The sequence below is a fragment of the Pseudoalteromonas sp. McH1-42 genome (assembly GCF_022347845.1).
Lineage (GTDB): Bacteria > Pseudomonadota > Gammaproteobacteria > Enterobacterales > Alteromonadaceae > Pseudoalteromonas > Pseudoalteromonas rubra_D.
Map to the genome: position 1 here is coordinate 12,900 of NZ_JAKRFU010000009.1, position 16,898 is coordinate 29,797.

General features: G+C 49.5%; 18 protein-coding genes. 4 read left to right on the forward strand and 14 right to left on the reverse strand.

Going from position 1 to position 16,898, the window contains the following annotated elements; all coding sequences use genetic code 11:
- Window positions 1–1,113 carry a TRAP transporter substrate-binding protein DctP gene (locus MHN31_RS09015; RefSeq protein WP_239444110.1) on the reverse strand — a complete coding sequence of 371 codons (1,113 nt, stop codon included), beginning with the start codon at window positions 1,111–1,113 and terminating at the stop codon, window positions 1–3.
- Between the two features lie 249 nt (window positions 1,114–1,362).
- Here MHN31_RS09015 and MHN31_RS09020 point away from each other — a divergent pair, with 249 nt between their 5' ends.
- The gene (locus MHN31_RS09020; RefSeq protein ID WP_239444111.1) at window positions 1,363–3,174 is read left to right on the forward strand and encodes a HAMP domain-containing sensor histidine kinase; all 1,812 of its coding nucleotides are present in this window, start codon (window positions 1,363–1,365) and stop codon (window positions 3,172–3,174) included.
- 17 nt (window positions 3,175–3,191) lie between these two features.
- Here MHN31_RS09020 and MHN31_RS09025 read toward each other — a convergent pair whose 3' ends face one another.
- The 7 genes from MHN31_RS09025 to MHN31_RS09055 all read right to left on the reverse strand — a co-directional run bounded on the left by MHN31_RS09025 (window position 3,192) and on the right by MHN31_RS09055 (window position 9,419).
- The gene (locus MHN31_RS09025) at window positions 3,192–5,030 is read right to left on the reverse strand and encodes a DUF885 domain-containing protein (protein ID WP_239444112.1); all 1,839 of its coding nucleotides are present in this window, start codon (window positions 5,028–5,030) and stop codon (window positions 3,192–3,194) included.
- 131 nt (window positions 5,031–5,161) lie between these two features.
- Window positions 5,162–6,298, reverse strand: a complete 1,137-nt coding sequence (gene hemW / locus MHN31_RS09030) for a radical SAM family heme chaperone HemW (protein WP_239444113.1) — start codon at window positions 6,296–6,298, stop codon at window positions 5,162–5,164.
- Complete coding sequence (rdgB, locus tag MHN31_RS09035) at window positions 6,295–6,888, reverse strand: RdgB/HAM1 family non-canonical purine NTP pyrophosphatase (RefSeq protein WP_239444114.1); 594 nt, start codon at window positions 6,886–6,888, stop codon at window positions 6,295–6,297. The genes hemW and rdgB overlap by 4 nt, the downstream gene beginning before the upstream one ends.
- Before the next feature lies 1 nt (window position 6,889).
- A complete protein-coding gene (locus tag MHN31_RS09040; protein ID WP_125558147.1) occupies window positions 6,890–7,336 on the reverse strand; it encodes a DUF4426 domain-containing protein in 447 nt (148 codons plus the stop codon).
- 18 nt (window positions 7,337–7,354) lie between these two features.
- Window positions 7,355–7,888 carry a YggT family protein gene (locus tag MHN31_RS09045; protein WP_125558145.1) on the reverse strand — a complete coding sequence of 178 codons (534 nt, stop codon included), beginning with the start codon at window positions 7,886–7,888 and terminating at the stop codon, window positions 7,355–7,357.
- Window positions 7,889–7,898: 10 nt separating this feature from the next.
- Window positions 7,899–8,720 carry a pyrroline-5-carboxylate reductase gene (gene proC / locus MHN31_RS09050; RefSeq protein WP_239444115.1) on the reverse strand — a complete coding sequence of 274 codons (822 nt, stop codon included), beginning with the start codon at window positions 8,718–8,720 and terminating at the stop codon, window positions 7,899–7,901.
- Window positions 8,721–8,735: 15 nt separating this feature from the next.
- Window positions 8,736–9,419: a YggS family pyridoxal phosphate-dependent enzyme gene (locus MHN31_RS09055; RefSeq protein ID WP_239444116.1), complete on the reverse strand. Its 684-nt coding sequence runs from the start codon at window positions 9,417–9,419 to the stop codon at window positions 8,736–8,738.
- 29 nt (window positions 9,420–9,448) lie between these two features.
- On the opposite strand from MHN31_RS09055, the gene MHN31_RS09060 reads away from it, so the two are divergent.
- The 3 genes from MHN31_RS09060 to MHN31_RS09070 are packed head-to-tail and all read left to right on the forward strand — an operon-like array spanning window position 9,449 to window position 12,551.
- A complete protein-coding gene (locus MHN31_RS09060) occupies window positions 9,449–10,495 on the forward strand; it encodes a type IV pilus twitching motility protein PilT (protein ID WP_010383085.1) in 1,047 nt (348 codons plus the stop codon).
- Between the two features lie 15 nt (window positions 10,496–10,510).
- Entirely contained in the window at window positions 10,511–11,635 is a 1,125-nt protein-coding gene (locus MHN31_RS09065) for a PilT/PilU family type 4a pilus ATPase (RefSeq protein WP_239444117.1), read from the forward strand.
- Complete coding sequence (locus MHN31_RS09070; protein WP_239444118.1) at window positions 11,607–12,551, forward strand: hypothetical protein; 945 nt, start codon at window positions 11,607–11,609, stop codon at window positions 12,549–12,551. The genes MHN31_RS09065 and MHN31_RS09070 overlap by 29 nt, the downstream gene beginning before the upstream one ends.
- Here the strand turns inward: MHN31_RS09070 and ruvX are convergent.
- From ruvX to MHN31_RS09100, 6 genes are all read right to left on the reverse strand, one after another.
- Complete coding sequence (gene ruvX / locus MHN31_RS09075) at window positions 12,514–12,960, reverse strand: Holliday junction resolvase RuvX (RefSeq protein WP_010383082.1); 447 nt, start codon at window positions 12,958–12,960, stop codon at window positions 12,514–12,516. The genes MHN31_RS09070 and ruvX overlap by 38 nt on opposite strands.
- 75 nt (window positions 12,961–13,035) lie before the next feature.
- Window positions 13,036–13,593, reverse strand: a complete 558-nt coding sequence (locus MHN31_RS09080) for a YqgE/AlgH family protein (protein ID WP_010383081.1) — start codon at window positions 13,591–13,593, stop codon at window positions 13,036–13,038.
- 18 nt (window positions 13,594–13,611) lie between these two features.
- Window positions 13,612–14,571, reverse strand: coding sequence for a glutathione synthase (gene gshB / locus MHN31_RS09085; protein WP_239444119.1), 960 nt, complete (start codon window positions 14,569–14,571; stop codon window positions 13,612–13,614).
- 75 nt (window positions 14,572–14,646) lie between these two features.
- On the reverse strand, window positions 14,647–15,381 hold the full coding sequence (rsmE, locus tag MHN31_RS09090; protein WP_194866546.1) for a 16S rRNA (uracil(1498)-N(3))-methyltransferase: 735 nt from the start codon (window positions 15,379–15,381) through the stop codon (window positions 14,647–14,649).
- A gap of 63 nt (window positions 15,382–15,444) precedes the next feature.
- Window positions 15,445–15,927: a hypothetical protein gene (locus MHN31_RS09095; RefSeq protein WP_164517480.1), complete on the reverse strand. Its 483-nt coding sequence runs from the start codon at window positions 15,925–15,927 to the stop codon at window positions 15,445–15,447.
- A gap of 12 nt (window positions 15,928–15,939) precedes the next feature.
- Complete coding sequence (locus MHN31_RS09100; RefSeq protein WP_010383075.1) at window positions 15,940–16,833, reverse strand: hypothetical protein; 894 nt, start codon at window positions 16,831–16,833, stop codon at window positions 15,940–15,942.
- Window positions 16,834–16,898: the final 65 nt, after the last annotated feature.

Consider the following 16,898-nt stretch of genomic DNA (forward strand, 5'->3'; position numbering starts at 1 on the left):
TTAAGTTGGGAAAGTCAGCCCATTGTTGACCTGAGTGGCTGCCACAAAGGCATCAAAGGCGCTGAGTTTCCCTAACAATGCCACCTTAGTCGCGTGCCATTCTCTGCGCTGATAACCGCCAATCTCTTGCCAGCTGGCCATCTCATCGGCGCTTGGATAATAAATCGTGGCACTATTTCTGAGCAGGCCGCGCTGGCAGTACAGTGCAGCCTGACGGGCCATAGGTAAATGCTGCACAAAGGTTTTTTCTGCCCCTTCCCAGACGGCAATACGCAGCTTGCGCGGTAAGGATTTAAGCCACCTTTGATTGATCACTGACACCCAGCCATCCTGAACTGAATTGATTAAAGAGACGGCCCCGATATGTTGATTCAGGCCATTGGGTCCATTGTATAACCCAGTCACAGATGGGTCGAGGGCATCAAAGCGTTTGTTGGCGGCCAGCATCGCCGCTTTGTGCCAGGCGACCTGGACGGGGGTGGTACCGCACAGCTGATAAAATTGTCTCAGCACCTGGCTGACGGGCACGCGAAAAACCACATCAATGATATCACTGGGTGTTTTCAGCAGTTTGCCATACTGACGGGTGGAGGTCAGTGTTCTGGCGCCTGGTAAATGATACAGCAGGATCGCGACATCGCCCTGGGCGCGGATCTGCTCGGTCACCTGCTGCTGCCACAAATCGGAAGTGATCAGATTCAGGTAAGCCTGAGATTCAGCGGCCCAAAATGGAATGTTCAAGATATCCAGTTTAGGCACTATGGGAGAGAGATTAGACACACTCAGCAGCGCCCCCTGGATCACGCCTCGTGAAACTTGTACCGCCAGGTCATGACCGACCCCCAGGCTGCCTTTATCGCGGATTTCGACACAAATCTTACCGTTAGAAAAGTCTTCAATGTTGTGTTTGAGTTGCTGATGCATATGAGGTGATGAGAGCCAGAGTTCGCTGTTATAGGGCGAAGCAAATATCAGTTTGTAGCGAGCGCCAGGACAGGTTTGAGGTTGTGCTATTACTGTTTGTGGCCACGCACTGACTAGCGGTAGTAGTGCGGTGCTTTGGCGTATAAAGGTACGTCGACCTGGGGATGGTGGACTTTCGGATTTACTCAAGTTGCTCATACCTTCACTTATGGTAACGACAGCCCAGACAACATCAGATTTGCATAAGCCACAGTCTTAAAGTCTAGACGGCATTGCAATAAATGGAAAACCGGGCTGTGGACAATAAGTTTGAGGTGTATATTAAGTGGGTACATATGAAACCAAAAAGGGGAATGAGGCAAAGTCGCTGGCTGGGCTCGCCGAACCCGCCGATGTTGTCTAAGCTTAGGAAGAACGGGGCAAGTCGGGAACTTATTTGTGCAGCTAAAACAGTCACTTTTGTTATTTAAAGTGGCCGCAGTTGGTGCGGCGGTGATCATTGCGACGGTGAGTTGGTTTCTTTATCGGGAGCTGGACCACAGCAAGCAGCTCAATGATCATCTGTTCAAATTACAAACCCAGATCCAGCGCTTGTTGGATCAGGAAGAGCGGTTTGTGATTGAAAGACAAAAAGCCTCACTGCTGTCCATTGATGATTATCGCTATGCATACCGCGATAGCTTTAACGAGTTAGTTGTGTTACTGGTCACCGATCATCAGCATCTTGAGCTGATGTTTAAACTGGATGAGCAGGTTAACCGATTTGCTGAGTTGTATGAACAGTTGGCCTCCATGCAGGCATTATTGGGTTACGACAAAGACGATGGCGTTTATGGTGAGTTTCGCAGTAAAGCGCATGCCCTGCAGGCACTGGCCAAAGAAGCACAAGATCCGCAATTAGAAATTCTGTTGCTGGAGTTGAGGCGGCGGGAAAAAGACTTTTTGCTGAGACTGGACAGAAGCTACCTCAATCAGCATGGTGATTTGATCCAGCAAGCCAAGAACCGCATCCGGGCGCAATTTCCGGCGCGTGCTGATGCCTATTTAATGACGCTTGAGCAATATCAGAACGGCTTCATCGTTTATACCAATGTGTTGCAAAAGCAGGGGCTGGACCACAATCAGGGAGTGCGTGGTGAGCTGGGCGAGTTGAAGTTGGCTATTCGCGGCCACTTTACCATAGTGGCCAAGCAACTCTTCAGCGCTTATCAGGAAGAGCAGCAACAGCTGATCCTGATCAGCTTATTGTCGATCGTGTTGAGCAGTGGTTTTAGCTTGTTACTGCTGTACTATCTCAATAGCCGGGTGTCTGAGCAGGTAATGGCGATCGGTCGGGTGCTGGTCAGAGTGGCTAAGCATGAAGACTTTTCTTTGCGGGTTAACCTGAACAGCGAAGACGAAATTGCCCAGATTGGTCACCACCTGGACGAGCTGCTGGACTTTATTGAGACACTGATGGCACGACTCAGCGCGGCTCAGCAGCGGCTGATCGAAGAGGCTAAAATGGCCAGTCTGAGTAACATGGTGAGTGGCTTTGCCCATGAGCTGAATACACCGCTGGGTATTGCCATTACCAGCCAGTCGCATCTCAAAGAACAGGTGGAGAGCATGCGCCGTGATCTGGACAGTGGGCAGCTGAAGAAACAGACCCTGACCAATCTGATCGGAGAAGCTGAATCGGCGTTGTTTTTGCTCGAAAATAACTTACATCGCACGGCATCTCTGATTGATGACTTCAAAAAAGTATCGGCGCAGCAGCATTATGATACGGAAATGGAGTTTGATCTGAAAACCCTGGTAGAAGGCGTGTTTGATTGCTATCGCAGTGATTTATCGGAGGATGAATACAAAATTGAGGTCGAAATACCGGATAACCTGATCCTCAGTAGTTACCCCAATGTGTTCAATCAGATTATCAGTTACAGTCTGAATAACAGTATTTTGCACGGCAAACACCCGGACAGACCGTTGACCATCATTGTGTCGGCGCACATAGTGAATGACTATGTGCATTTTTATTTTAAAGACGACGGGCAGGGCATAGACAAAGAACTGCTGCCTGTGATCTTTGAGCCCTTTGTGACGTCGAAACGACATTCGGGCGGGACCGGACTGGGTCTCAGTATTATTTATAACCTGGTGACGCAAAAGCTGGGCGGGGAGATTAAAATACAAAGCCCCGCACATGGCGGGGCTTGTTTACACATCATTCTGGCGAACACACAATTTAAGCTGGTGTCGCCAGAGTAACGGGTCATCAGGGCTGGTTACGCTTTTTTGCTGGCAACCCAATCGTTGACGAACTGCTCCAGTACATTCAGTGGTACCGGGCCGTTTTTCAGTACTACGTCGTGGAACTGACGGATATCGAACTTATCGCCCAGTTCTTTTCTGGCCGCTTCACGAAGTTCAACAATTTTCAGCATACCAATCTTATAGGCTGTTGCCTGAGATGGGATCACGATGTGACGTTCTACCATTTTAACTGCGTCTGATTTCGCGTTTGGCGTGTTGTTCACGTAGTAATCAATCCCTTCCTGGCGAGTCCACTTCATTGCGTGGATACCTGTGTCTACCACCAGGCGGCAGGCACGCCACAGTTCCATGGCCAGTCGACCGAAGTCAGAATACGGGTCTTCATACAGGCCCATTTCTTTTGGTACCAGCTCAGAGTATAGTCCCCAGCCTTCAGTGTAAGCGGTGTAGCGACCGAACTTACGGAACTTAGGCATGTTTTCCAGTTCCATCGCAATGGCGATTTGCATGTGGTGACCAGGTACACCTTCGTGGTAAGCCAGCGCTTCCATCTGATAGGTTGGCATGGCTTCCATGTCATACAAGTTTGCGTAGTAGATACCCGGGCGTGAACCGTCCGGAGAAGGCTGTTGATAGAAAGCTTTACCCGCTGATTTTTCACGGAAGGCTTCAACGCGCTTAACGATCATGTCGGCCTTAGGCTTCACGATGAACAGCTCGTCCAGGCGATCTTTCATGTTGTCGATCATCGCCGTGGCATCAGCCAGGTATTTGGCTTTCCCTTCTTCACTATTTGGCAGGTAGAACTGCTTGTCGGTGCGCATGAATTCCATAAAGGCTTTCAGATCGCCCTTGAAGCCAACTTTTTCTTTGATTTCACGCATTTCATCATGGATACGTGCAACCTCAGACAAGCCGATTTTGTGGATCTCTGCGGCAGTTAAGTCTGTGGTCGTAGTACGTGCCAGTGCGTTGTTGAAGTATTTCTCACCATCAGGGAACTTCCAGGCACCGTCACGGGTGTCAGCGCGCTTTTCAAGTTGTTGCAGGTAACTGATCAGTTTGCTGTAAGCTGGCTTCACGGCTGCTTTTAATGCGTCAGTTGCTTCAGCGATCAGCGCTTGCTTTTCGTTGTCTGCAATTTCCAGCTTTTCTACTTTGCGTTTAAAGTCAGCCAGTAAGGTTGAATCTTCACCGTCAACAAACGGGGCACCCTTAATGATGTTTTTGCTTGAATCAATGACATGTGGGAAAACAAACTTAGGCGCGATGATCCCTTTGTCAGCGCGAACTTCAAGGTTTACGATCAACTGCTCAAAGACAGCAGGAATGCCGTTCAGGCGTGAAATATACGCTTTGGCGTCTTTTACGTCTGTGATCTGATGTTGGTTGATCAAAAATGCCGGTAGCATTGAGTGCGTACCATACATCTGGTTAACCGGGTAGTTATGGAAGCGCCATTGGAAGTCGGCGATTTCATTTTCAAGGTTTTGCTTGAACAGGTCGTAGCTGACCTGAGTTTGGCCATCCAGTTTGCTGCGATCAATGGCTTGCAGGGCAACCAGGTCTTTCTTCGTTAGCTCCAGATCTTCGAGCCGACGCGCTTCTGAGTCATCGTCCCATTTGTCATAGTCTTGTTTGATGCCCAGGTAAGTTTGATAAACCGGGCTGCGCATTACGCCGCGCATGAAGACTTCATCGAAAAAGGCATTGGCCTTCTCGACTTCACTCTGGACTACTTGTTGTGTTGTTTCCGCTTTAGCGGAGTTGGTTGGTTGCTCTGCTGTTTGCTGACAACCAGATAGAAGCGCTGCTGCCACGGCTGCGGCAAGGAGTGTCATTTTACGCATGGGTTACCTTTTTTATTTTATTCCATTGGATTCGGGTGTTGGTGCAATGTTACCAACAAAACTGTATCGCGAAAGATGTCTTTCATCTATTGGGCGAATTCACCTGTTCAATCTTATCCTATGAACAGGTATCAGACGAACAATTCTAGCAGGTCATTCAAATATCTGTGGCCCTTAATTGTTACCAACCATGAATCTCCCTGGTCAATCAACAACCCTTGTTCAAGTGCCCGGTTAATCGCGGGCTCAATATCGCTGAGTGTTAAGCCGGTATAATCGCAAAAATCCTGTTTAGCACAAGGCGCATGTAAGCGGAAACAATTCATAAAGAACTCAAATGGCCGATCGGCTGGCTCTACCTGCCAGCTGTCGTATAAATACGACTTGCTAAGATCCATGTAGCCACGGGGGTGCTTAACTTTTACGGTACGCAGTATCTGGCTGCTATCGGGTTGAGTGATTTTGCCATGTGCACCACAGCCAATGCCCAGGTAGTCGCCGAATTGCCAGTAATTCAGGTTATGCTTACACTGATAACCCGCTTTAGCATAGCCTGAGATCTCGTATTGATGGTAGCCATGTTTGGCCAACAAAGCTTGCCCTTGCTCCTGAATATCCCACAAAATTTCGTCCTGGGGCAGCTTAGGTGGCTTAGACGCAAACTGTGTGTTTGGCTCAATTGTGAGCTGATACCAGGATAAATGCGGGGGGTTGAGGTCAATGACTTGCTGCAGGTCGCTCAAGGCATCTGCAACGGATTGGTTTGGTAAGCCGTGCATCAAGTCCATATTAAAGCTATTAAGACCCGCGTCGTGCGCTTCTAACGCGGCGTGGCGGGCTTCCTGCTCGCCATGAATGCGCCCCAGTGCTTTGAGCTTATCCGCCTGCAGACTTTGTACACCGATGGAGATACGGTTGATACCGGCTGCAACATAATGTTTAAAGCGGTCGGTTTCTACCGTCCCAGGATTCGCTTCAAGTGTGATCTCTATGTCATCACTAAAGCCAATCAGTGCTTCGATTTCGCCCAACAGGTGGGTGTATGCTTCGCCACTGAGCAGGCTGGGCGTGCCCCCGCCAATAAAAATGCTATGCAGTGTGCGCCCCTGTACAAGGTGCAGGTCGGCACGTAAATCTGCGAGCAGGTGCTGAATATATTCCTGTTCAGGGATCTCGCCTTTCTGGCCATGACTGTTAAAGTCGCAATATGGGCATTTTTGCACGCACCAGGGGACGTGAATGTATAAACTTAACGGAGGGAGATTCACAGCTGGCCTTCAAAGTGTGCCAGCAGCTGCTGCAATGCCTGGCCGCGATGGCTAAGGGCATTTTTCTGCGCTTTGCTCAATTGTGCTGAAGTGCACTGAGCTGCTTCAACCCAGAATACGGGGTCGTAGCCAAAGCCTTGTAAACCTTGCTGATCTTCAGTGATACGGCCTTCCCAGCTAGCCTGACAAATGACCGGGGTAGGATCATCGGCATGACGCATATAGACGAGTACGCACCAGAAGCGTGCTGTGCGCAGTGTTTCGCCGCTCATCGCTGCAAGCAATTTTTCGATGTTATCCTGATCGCTGGCATCCGCACCGGCATAACGGGCTGAGTACACACCTGGTGCCCCTTGCAGGGCATCGACTTCCAAACCAGAATCATCCGCAATGGCGGGTAATCCTGTGACTTTAGCGGCGTGACGCGCTTTGATGATGGCATTTTCTACAAAAGTAGTGCCCGTTTCTGCCACTTCGCTCACGTTGAACTGGCTTTGTGGCAGGATTTCGATATTCAGGTCTTTAAGCATGCTGCCAAGCTCGGCTACTTTACCCTGATTGCCGGTGGCAAGAACAATTTGTCTGGTCATATTAATCTACATAAAACTTTTGCTGAAATTTAAGCACGTGTCGGGTATTCCCCTGACGGATTGTGACTTCAAAGCGATAGGTGTCTTCGTGGTCAACATCCATCTGCGCCAGGTAATAAACGGCGTCACCTTCCACCACTTCTTTAAAAGTCAAAGTGGTTTTATTGCCTATCAGGTTGCGCGCCTGGCCTGTTAAGGTGGCGCGTTGTGCGGTGTTGTTGGCATCATCAGCCAGCACTGAAATGTTGATAATGGCCTTGCTGTTGCTACGGGTTAAACCATAAGCACTGGCAATGTTAGGCTGAATAAAGGTCGACGGAAAGGCGATGTAATGGACCTGCCAGTCACCCAGTTGTTTATATTGCCCACCTTGTTCATTGGTGGCATGCGCTGGTTGTGCTAATAGTAGCACGGCCAGTATTGAAATCAGTGTAAATAAGGTTTTCATTGTGACGACTCCGAGTGCTTAACGTAGCAGATCCATCATTAAAATTTGTAAGAACTGCATACCAATCAGAACGACCAGGATCGATAAATCCAGACCACCCAGTGGCGGAATTATTTTACGAATTGGACGTAGCATAGGTTCAGTGAGCTGATCAAAGACCGCAGCGATTGGGTTGTAGCCCTGAGCCACCCAGCTGAGAATAGCGCGGATAACTAACACCCAGAATACTAATGAAAAGGCTTCTTTGGCCACGGTTAACGCACCATCAATAGCAGCACCCATTGGGTCCCAGTATCCGCCCAGCATGAGCATCAATACGGACACCTTGGCAAAACCAACCAACAGCGCCACAACCAAAGACGCCAGATCTAAACCGCCCAGTCCGGGAATAAGCTTACGGAGCGGGTTCACGGCAAACGATGTTGCTTTAATTACGGCCTGGCTCAGCGGGTTATAAAAATCTGCTTTGACCAATTGCAGCCAAAAACGCAACAGTACGACCATCAAAAACAGGTCAAAAATAATCCCTACCAAAAAATGCATGGCGTTCATTGTATGTCCTCTAGATTTGTTGTTCCATTTCCTCGGCCCGCGCAATGCAGGCGTCCATGGCATCGGCCACGGTTTGCGGTAACTGGTTTGCTTTCAAATGTTCAACGGCTTCGTGGGTCGTGCCGCCTTTTGAGGTGACGTTAGCACGCAATTGCGCAATGCTGATGTCTTGCTGAGACAGGGCCATTTCTGCGGCACCCAGTGCGGTTTGCTGCACTAGTGCGCGTGCCTGCTCTGGTGAAAAGCCCAGTGCAATGGCTTTTTCTTCAATGGCTTCCATAAACAGGAAGAAATAGGCGGGTGAGGAGCCCGTAACGGCAATGACATCGTTGATTTGTGATTCTTGCTCCAGCCAGATGGCAATGCCCGTTGATGAAAAGACCTGTTCGATATAGGCTTTTTCCTCATCATTGATATCTGCGGCAAACAGACCTGAAACACCACGTCCCAGTAAGGACGGAGTATTGGGCATACAACGCACCAGTTTGACATTTTCTGCCAACATTTCGCGCAGGCGTTTAACTGTTATCCCTGCAGCGACAGAAACAAATAGTTTGTTGCTGAGATCCAGTCCACCATCCACAAACGTCTGACATAGTTCGGCCATCATTTGCGGCTTCACAGACAGCACCACGACATCGGCTTGCTCAACCGCTTTGAGATTATCCTGTTCGGTACGCACCCCGAAATCGGCGTGAGCCTTAGCCAGCTTGTCAGCGTTGCGGTTGGTTGCAATGATACTGTGTGGGGCAAATCCGTTTTTGATCATGCCACCAATGATGGCATAGCTCATATTACCAGTGCCGATAAATGCGATCGTTTTATTAGCCATTAGGAGTGTGTCACCTTATTGTCGTTTACCAAAAATATCCGTGCCGATACGCACCATGGTCGCGCCACCTTGAATGGCCATTTCCAGATCGCCACTCATACCCATCGACAAGGTATCCAGCTGTTGATATTGAGCCTTTAGTTTATCAAAGCAAGCCTTCATTTGGCTAAAATATTGCAATTGCTGTTGTACGTCCTCAGTTTGCGCTGTAATTGTCATCAACCCACGCAGTTCAAGCTGACGCGCGCTATCAATGTATGCGGCCAATTCGTCCAGTTCATCCAGCGCGCATCCGGATTTTTGTTCGTCGTTACTGATATTCACCTGAATTAACACTTTGATCGGCATCAGGTTAGTAGGTCTTTGTTCATTCAAGCGACGTGCAATTTTCAGGCGGTCGACACTTTGCACCCAGGAGAAATGTTCGGCGATCTGGCGCGACTTATTAGATTGGATGGGACCGATGAAATGCCATTCAATGTCTTTTTGCTGTTGAAAGTGGCGGACTTTATCGACGGCTTCCTGGACATAGGATTCACCAAATAAGCGCTGACCTGCCGCATAGGCTTGTTCAATGAGTTCGACAGGTTTGGTTTTCGATACGGCCAGTAATGCGACCTCGTGGTCTGTGGCACACTTTTGCTGTGCTTTTGCTATGCGATCATAGGCGTTGTTCAGCCGTTCTGCTATTGTAACCATATTATTATTTGCTCGTTGTGGAGTCTGAAATGGATATTACTGAATTATTGGCCTTTAGTGTGCAACACAAAGCATCGGATTTACACCTTTCATCGGGAGTTTCACCGATGATCCGGGTTGATGGCGATGTGCGCCGGGTAAACATTCCTGCACTGGAAGCGAAGGACGTTAACAGCCTCGTTTACGATATTATGAATGATAACCAGCGTAAGGACTATGAGCAAAATCTTGAGGTAGATTTCTCATTTGAAGTGCCTAATCTGGCTCGTTTTCGTGTTAATGCTTTTAACGCCAGCCGTGGTCCGGCGGCGGTGTTCAGGACCATCCCCAGCTCAGTGCTGACTCTGGAAGACCTGGGCGCACCGGAGATTTTCCGGAAGATTTCTGATTGCCCGCGTGGTTTAGTACTGGTTACGGGCCCAACCGGGTCGGGTAAATCGACGACGCTGGCTGCCATGGTGGATTATATCAACAGTAACAAGCATCATCACATTCTGACGATTGAAGACCCCATTGAATTTGTTCACGATAACAAATTAAGCCTGATCAATCAGCGTGAAGTGCATCGTGACACACACAGTTTTAACGCCGCGTTACGCAGTGCGTTGCGTGAAGACCCGGATGTCATTCTGGTCGGTGAATTGCGTGATTTGGAAACCATCCGATTGGCCATGACTGCGGCTGAAACAGGTCACCTGGTGTTTGGTACTTTGCACACCACCTCGGCGCCTAAAACCATTGACCGTATCATTGACGTTTTCCCGGGAGAGGAAAAAGACATGGTGCGTTCTATGTTATCTGAGTCCCTGCAAGCTGTTATTTCACAAACGCTGGTGAAAAAAGTGGGCGGTGGTCGGGTCGCTGCACATGAGATCATGATGGGGATCCCGGCTATTCGTAACCTCATTCGCGAAGATAAAATTGCGCAAATGTACTCGTCTATACAAACCGGTGCGATGCACGGTATGCAGACCATGGACCAGTGTCTGACTAACCTGGTTAACCGCGGCCTGATCACCAATCAGGATGCCCAGGCGAAAGCCCATGATAAGAGCCAGTTTGGCACCACCTATTAATCCCGGGAGGCTATGATGGAGCTTGTACATTATCTGCAAACGATGAAAGACAAAGGGGCATCGGATCTGTTTGTATCTGCCGGTCTGCCCGTGAGCGCCAAAATCGATGGTGAGCTGCGTGCACTGGATGATGACCAATTGGATGCTGAGGCGGCATTGGTCATGGTCGAATCAGCCATGAGCGAGAAACAAAAACAGCAGTTTCATGGTGAGAAAGAGTGCAATTTTGCGGTGGCCAATGAAATAGGTCGTTTCCGGGTTTCTGCTTTTTGGCAACGCGATTGCGCGGGTATGGTGATCCGGCGTATTGTCACGGATATCCCTGAGGTGACTGACTTAGGCCTGCCTTCGGTGCTCACTGATGTGATCATGTCTAAGCGTGGTCTGGTGCTATTTGTCGGCGGTACCGGCACTGGTAAGTCGACGTCTCTGGCAGCCTTACTGGGCTATCGCAATCGTAATCAACGCGGTCATATACTGACTATCGAAGATCCCATTGAATTTGTGCATCAGCACCGCAAGAGCATTATTACTCAGCGTGAAGTCGGGCTGGATACGGAGAGCTTTGAGTCGGCACTGAAAAGCTCGCTGCGTCAGGCGCCGGATGTGATTCTGATTGGTGAGATACGCTCTCGTGAGACCATGGAATATGCTTTAAGTTTTGCTGAAACCGGCCACCTGTGTGTTGCAACGTTACACGCCAATAATGCCAACCAGGCCATCGACCGTATTATGCACCTGGTACCAAAAGAGAAGCACGATAAGCTAAAGTACGACTTGGCGCTTAACCTCAGGGCCATTGTCGCGCAACAACTGGTTCCATCAGCTAAAGGGGAAGGGCGTGTAGCGGCCATTGAGGTGTTGCTCAATTCACCTATGGTGGCTGAGCTGATTAAGAAAGGTGACATTGGCTCAATTAAAGAAACTATGTCTAAGTCGAAGGAAATGGGGATGCAAACCTTTGACCAGGCGCTGTTCGATTTGTATAAGCAGCAAAGGATCAACTACGCGGATGCCCTGCATCATGCTGATTCACCAAATGACCTGCGCCTGATGATTAAACTGCAAAACAATGAGCAAAAAGGAGCGGGCTTCTTGCAAGGGGTGACCGTTGACGGCCTGGACGATAAAAAGCGCTGATTGGGCCAGGCACGGGGCCATATTGGCCCTGTGTTGCTTAGCCGCTTTATTTCCGGCAACGGCGAGTGAACGTGTTGCTGAGCAATCTGCCGCTCACAATGTGGTGGATATGTATATCCGCGATGACGTGTATGCCGATTATCTGCGCTTTTTGAATGGCCGCGCCCCGCTCGAAGTTTCCCAGTTTTCGGGCAATTATGTGCGCAGAGACGTTGTTGATATGGTGCTGGTGCAACAGGCGCTGGCACTGGGCGGATTTAAAAAATCATTCACCTATCGGCCGGGCAATGTGAGCTTTCGCCATTCTAATTTGCTGGAGCAGGGTAAGTTGCTGCTCAGCTTTGACAGTTATTGGTTGGATGATGCGAAGGCAAAAGTGGATAAGCTATTTATTAGCGATGCAGTGATCCGCCGGGGAGAGTATTTTGCCGGGATTTTTTATGCCCCCGAGAATCTGGCAGTGGCACGGATCACTCAGTTAAATGAATTGCGCGAGTTGAGTGCCGTGTCTACCAGTCGCTGGCGAACAGACTGGCAAACCTTGAACAGCCTGGGCCTTAAGCATTTGATGAATGAGCCTGTCTGGGCGTCACAAGCACAAATGGTTAATCGCCAGTGGGTGGATTTTATGTTGATGCCGTTAATGCCAAGCCTGAATAATGAGTTCAGGCTGGATGATATTCTTTTAGTGGCCCATCCCAATTTAGTGGTGCAGTTTGATGGTAGCCGCCATTTTGTGGTGTCGCGGCTTCACCCTGACGGAGAGCGTGCATTTAAGGCGCTGCAAAGTGGCTTAAAGCAACTCAGGTCACAAGGTCGGATCCGTCAGGCCTATCAGCAGGCCGGATTTATCCCTGATCTGCAACGCTATCGGGTACTTAACCCCATTGCGCCTCAAAAAAACTCTCCAGAATGATTATGGCCGACATGCCATCAATCTTGTCTTTTGCCAACGAGCGATAACCCCCTTGTTCAAACAGCCGGGCTTTGGCATCTGCCGTGGTCAGGCGCTCATCCTGAGTCTCGACAGGTAAGCGAAACTGGTTGTGCAGCCGGTTGGCAAACTTTTTAGCGCGGAAGGTCAGATCCTGATTCGTGCCATCCATATTTAATGGCAAACCAACAACCAGCAGATCGGGTTTCCACTGTTCGATATACGGGGCGATATCCTGCCAGTCGGGAATTCCGTCACGGGCTTTGACTGCCCCCAGACTGCTGGCGGTGCCCGTTATTTCCTGACCGACTGCCAGGCCGATGCTTCGGGTACCAAAATCAAAGCCTATGACCGTACGCTGGCCGGGTGCTGTTTTATCGTTATTACTCATGGTGTATTCTCAAGTGCATACAGACTGTCGCCAACAAATGTAAGGGCGACAGGCTATTAACTGGGGTGGTCTGTTTTAGGCGTGTCCCGCCTCGGTGCTCAGTTGCCCGGCATCGATACCGAGCATTTCGACTGCTTTTTCCCAGCGTTTTTCTGGGGGCGTATTAAAAATAATGGCCGGATCGGCTTCAATGATCAACCAGGAGTTTTCCAGGATCTCTTTTTCCAGCTGTCCCTGTTCCCACCCTGAATAACCCAGGGTAATGATAAAGGCATCCGGACAGTTATGTGAGGTCAGTGAGGCCAGCACATCTTTGGAAGTGGTGATCATCATGTCTGAACTGAGTTCCCGGCTAGACGCGTAACCGGGTTTGGGTGTGTGTAATACAAAGCCGCGGTCAGTATGTACTGGTCCACCGGCAAACACAGACTGGCTTGCCGCGTTACTGGATTTATCGTTATCAATTTCTATCTGATCAAGCAGTTCACCCACAGTCACGTTAATGGGGTGATTGACGACCAGGCCCATTGCGCCTTCTTCGTTGTGCTCACAAATATAGGTGACTGTGTGCTTAAAGAAGGGATCTTGCAAATTTGGCATAGCGACCAAAAAATGATTTGCGAGTGATTGCATAGCGAGACCCCCTTTTAATTACCCTTTAGTATGGTCGAGTTTTGCTGCAATGGCATCAAAAAACTTATCCATAATCGAAATATCATACGCCGCCTCAATTTCTTTAACACAGGTTGGCGCTGTGACATTAATCTCGGTGAGCTTGTCACCAATGATGTCCAGACCGACAAAAATCAGCCCTTTTTCTTTCAGGACAGGGGCAACCGCTTCTGCAATTTTTCGGTCGCTATCGCTGATAGGGCGCGCTTCGCCACGACCGCCTGCGGCGAGGTTGCCACGTGTTTCGCCCCCTTGTGGGATGCGGGCAAGACAGTAGGGCATGACTTCTCCGTCGACCACCAGGACGCGTTTGTCGCCGTCTTTAATGGCTGGCACGTAATTTTGCGCCATCGCAAAGCGACTGCCATGTTCGGTGAGGGTTTCACAGATCACGCCTATGTTCGGGTCATCCTGACGTACCCGGAAAATTGAGGCGCCACCCATGCCATCCAGCGGCTTAAGAATGATATCTCCGTGCTTGGTCAAAAACTCACGGATCTGAGACGCAGAGCGTGTCACTAAGGTATCTGGCGTATGCTCGCTGAACCAGGCGGTAAACAGCTTTTCATTGGCGTCGCGCAGACTTTGCGGTTTGTTGATCACCAATGTACCGGCTTGTTCAGCGCGCTCCAGCATGTAGGTCGCGTAAATGTATTCGGTATCAAACGGGGGATCTTTGCGCATTAAAATTACGTCCAGATCGCTCAGTGCGATATCATCTTTGTCTGCCAGTTCATACCAGTGCTGTTCATCGTCAAACACGGTAGCCTTCGCGGCGGTTGCCCGGGCTTCACCCTGATACAAATACAGATCCTGCATTTCCATGTAGTAAAGCTCATAACCACGTGCCTGTGCTGCCAGCATCATGGCGAAGCCAGTATCTTTTTTGATATTAAAGCCACTGATTGGATCTGAGATGATCCCGAGTTTCGCTGCCATTGGGGTTACCTTATGTAAAGTTAATCAATTCAACTGCTAAGTGTCTGATTAGGATATAAGGGCGAAACTGACTTTTTAAAGGGCCAGGTCGCCGAACTCAAGCTGTAATGCGCTGAGTACGGTCAGCGCTGCGGTTTCTGTGCGCAATACGCGCGGGCCGAGGCGAATATCGATGAAGCCTTGCTGGGCTGTGGCAGCCATTTCTTCGTCGGTAAAGCCGCCTTCAGGACCAACTAGGAAACGGATACCATGCTCAGGGGCAGGCAGGGTTTTAATGGAGTGTTCGGCTCTGGGGTGCAGTGTCAGCTTTAAAGCGTCACTCGCCTGTGCCAGCCAGTCATCAATTGAAATCGGCGGATGAATGGTGGTTATGGTATTTCGTCCAGACTGTTCCGCGGCTGCGATGGCGATTTTCTGCCATTGCTGATGTTTCTTTGCCAACCGTTCGCCACTGAGTTTAACACCGCAGCGGGTAGTGAATAAGGGGGTGATCTCAGTGATCCCCAACTCCACTGATTTCTGAATGGTAAAGTCCATTTTGTCGCCGCGAGAAATGCCCTGACCGAGATGAATGGACAGTGGTGACTCAACGTGCTTATCAATGAATTGCTCAGGCATTACCCGAACTTTCTTTTTACTGACTTCGCTGATGGTTGCCAGATACTCGCCGCCCTGGCCATTGAACAAGCTGAGTTTGTCACCTTCACCCATACGCAGTACACGGGCAACGTGCCCGGCGGCATCATCGCCAAGGTCAATTGCTTCGCCAATAACAAGGTCGGAAGGCTGGTAAATATGAGGTATGCGCATGGTGGACTATTCCGCTGTTAAATAGCCGTAATGGTAAGGGGTTATGTACAGTGAGTCCAGCACCTATTCGGCTTTGTCCGTGTGATGTTGGCTGAAGTCGAGCACGGAATCCTGGGTCGTCGCAGAGACGGTTGAGTGGCAGGTCAGGTGGTTGTTGTTAAAGGGATCACGAAGTGGATGATAGACGTATCCCCGGTCGCTTTGTTCAACCGTAATACGCTGACGGTGGAGCGAGTTAAAGATAAAACGCTGAGTCTCGTCTGCCAGATGATAGTCGAGTGCATAAATTAACACCCCTTTCACTTTGTGATGCTCATGCAGATAGGACGCCAGTTCCGAAACGCTGATTTCATTCGCAAAGTCACAGTAGCAATAGTCTTTGACTTGCTCCTGAAACATCATTTTCAGCATTTGCTTGGTATTGTCACCGGCAATCAGCAGCTCACTGGGCGCATCAGGATGTTGCGCCTTGAGGTGTGCCGCAAACTCTCTGCTGAATTCCCAGTTGCTGTCGACCAGCAAGAAGTTTTCTAGGTTTAAACGCACTAACAAGCCTGGTTACATTGAGAACATGTTAATAAGTAAATAGCCTATTGCGCAGAAAACAGCAAACTCCAGACAGGCAATACCGATATTATCCTGATGGTCGACTTCCAGCCCAATGTCCACTCTGGGCAACGCCAGCTGCAATAACAAATGGCTGATACCGTATAGTAACAGCCACATTACGCCACAGTGCATGACAATTACAAAGAGGTTTTCGACCACTTTGGCACCATGATAAGGGGCACTGTGCAGACCCGCATAAATGGCCAATGCCAGGCCAATGCTCTTACCCGCGTAGCGGATCCCAATCGAGGTGTTAGCCAGATTGAAATTTTGCTGTAAGGATGCGCCCTGATTGTAGCGGGCAAAGCGCCATTCACGGATTTTACTGTCCAACGCGCACATTAACTGCACCACCAAAAAGCTGAGGGTGACCACCAGTAAGTTACCAAAGCCCTGAGGGTGGATCCAATGATACAGTCCGAGCACCAAAATGGTGTTGCCGACCAGCATGCCGGAGTCGACTACCGCAGCACAGACGTTCTGTTTTAGGATTGCCTGTTCCTCGTTGAAGCGATGGAGGATCCACTTGCGATGAATGTGCTGGCCAAAATAAATAAACACCAGGATCAGCAGCAGAATAATGCCGCTGCGCAATGATTCGGCCTGCAACACCATCATGCCGGTGTCATTGAAAACGTAAGCACAGCAGATCACCAGTACGGCCAGGTGTGTGGCATAGCTGATCCCCAATGCAAAGTTGTCTCGCTTGGCCAGTTCATCTTCCAGCATTTGTCTGGCGCTGAACTGCACGTACAAACGCAGCGCAATGGTGAACAGGCAAATAACAATAAAACTGACTAAGATGGCGAAAAAGTTGATATTGGCTAAAGACAAATAACTCATGCTAAGTGTATGGTGATGGCAATTAAGTTTACTATAACACCGCTTTTTGCAATTGCACTGGAGAT

What these genes read in the sequence shown, in the direction of transcription:
- rsmE (WP_194866546.1), bottom strand. Translation starts at nt 15,381, where the DNA reads ATGCGCATACCTCATATTTACCAGCCTTCCGACCTTGTTATTGGCGAA.
- MHN31_RS09060 (WP_010383085.1), top strand. Translation starts at nt 9,449, where the DNA reads ATGGATATTACTGAATTATTGGCCTTTAGTGTGCAACACAAAGCATCG.
- proC (WP_239444115.1), bottom strand. Translation starts at nt 8,720, where the DNA reads ATGGCTAATAAAACGATCGCATTTATCGGCACTGGTAATATGAGCTAT.
- ruvX (WP_010383082.1), bottom strand. Translation starts at nt 12,960, where the DNA reads ATGAGTAATAACGATAAAACAGCACCCGGCCAGCGTACGGTCATAGGC.
- MHN31_RS09080 (WP_010383081.1), bottom strand. Translation starts at nt 13,593, where the DNA reads ATGCAATCACTCGCAAATCATTTTTTGGTCGCTATGCCAAATTTGCAA.
- rdgB (WP_239444114.1), bottom strand. Translation starts at nt 6,888, where the DNA reads ATGACCAGACAAATTGTTCTTGCCACCGGCAATCAGGGTAAAGTAGCC.
- MHN31_RS09065 (WP_239444117.1), top strand. Translation starts at nt 10,511, where the DNA reads ATGGAGCTTGTACATTATCTGCAAACGATGAAAGACAAAGGGGCATCG.
- MHN31_RS09100 (WP_010383075.1), bottom strand. Translation starts at nt 16,833, where the DNA reads ATGAGTTATTTGTCTTTAGCCAATATCAACTTTTTCGCCATCTTAGTC.
- MHN31_RS09055 (WP_239444116.1), bottom strand. Translation starts at nt 9,419, where the DNA reads ATGGTTACAATAGCAGAACGGCTGAACAACGCCTATGATCGCATAGCA.
- MHN31_RS09045 (WP_125558145.1), bottom strand. Translation starts at nt 7,888, where the DNA reads ATGAACGCCATGCATTTTTTGGTAGGGATTATTTTTGACCTGTTTTTG.
- MHN31_RS09040 (WP_125558147.1), bottom strand. Translation starts at nt 7,336, where the DNA reads ATGAAAACCTTATTTACACTGATTTCAATACTGGCCGTGCTACTATTA.
- MHN31_RS09025 (WP_239444112.1), bottom strand. Translation starts at nt 5,030, where the DNA reads ATGCGTAAAATGACACTCCTTGCCGCAGCCGTGGCAGCAGCGCTTCTA.
- gshB (WP_239444119.1), bottom strand. Translation starts at nt 14,571, where the DNA reads ATGGCAGCGAAACTCGGGATCATCTCAGATCCAATCAGTGGCTTTAAT.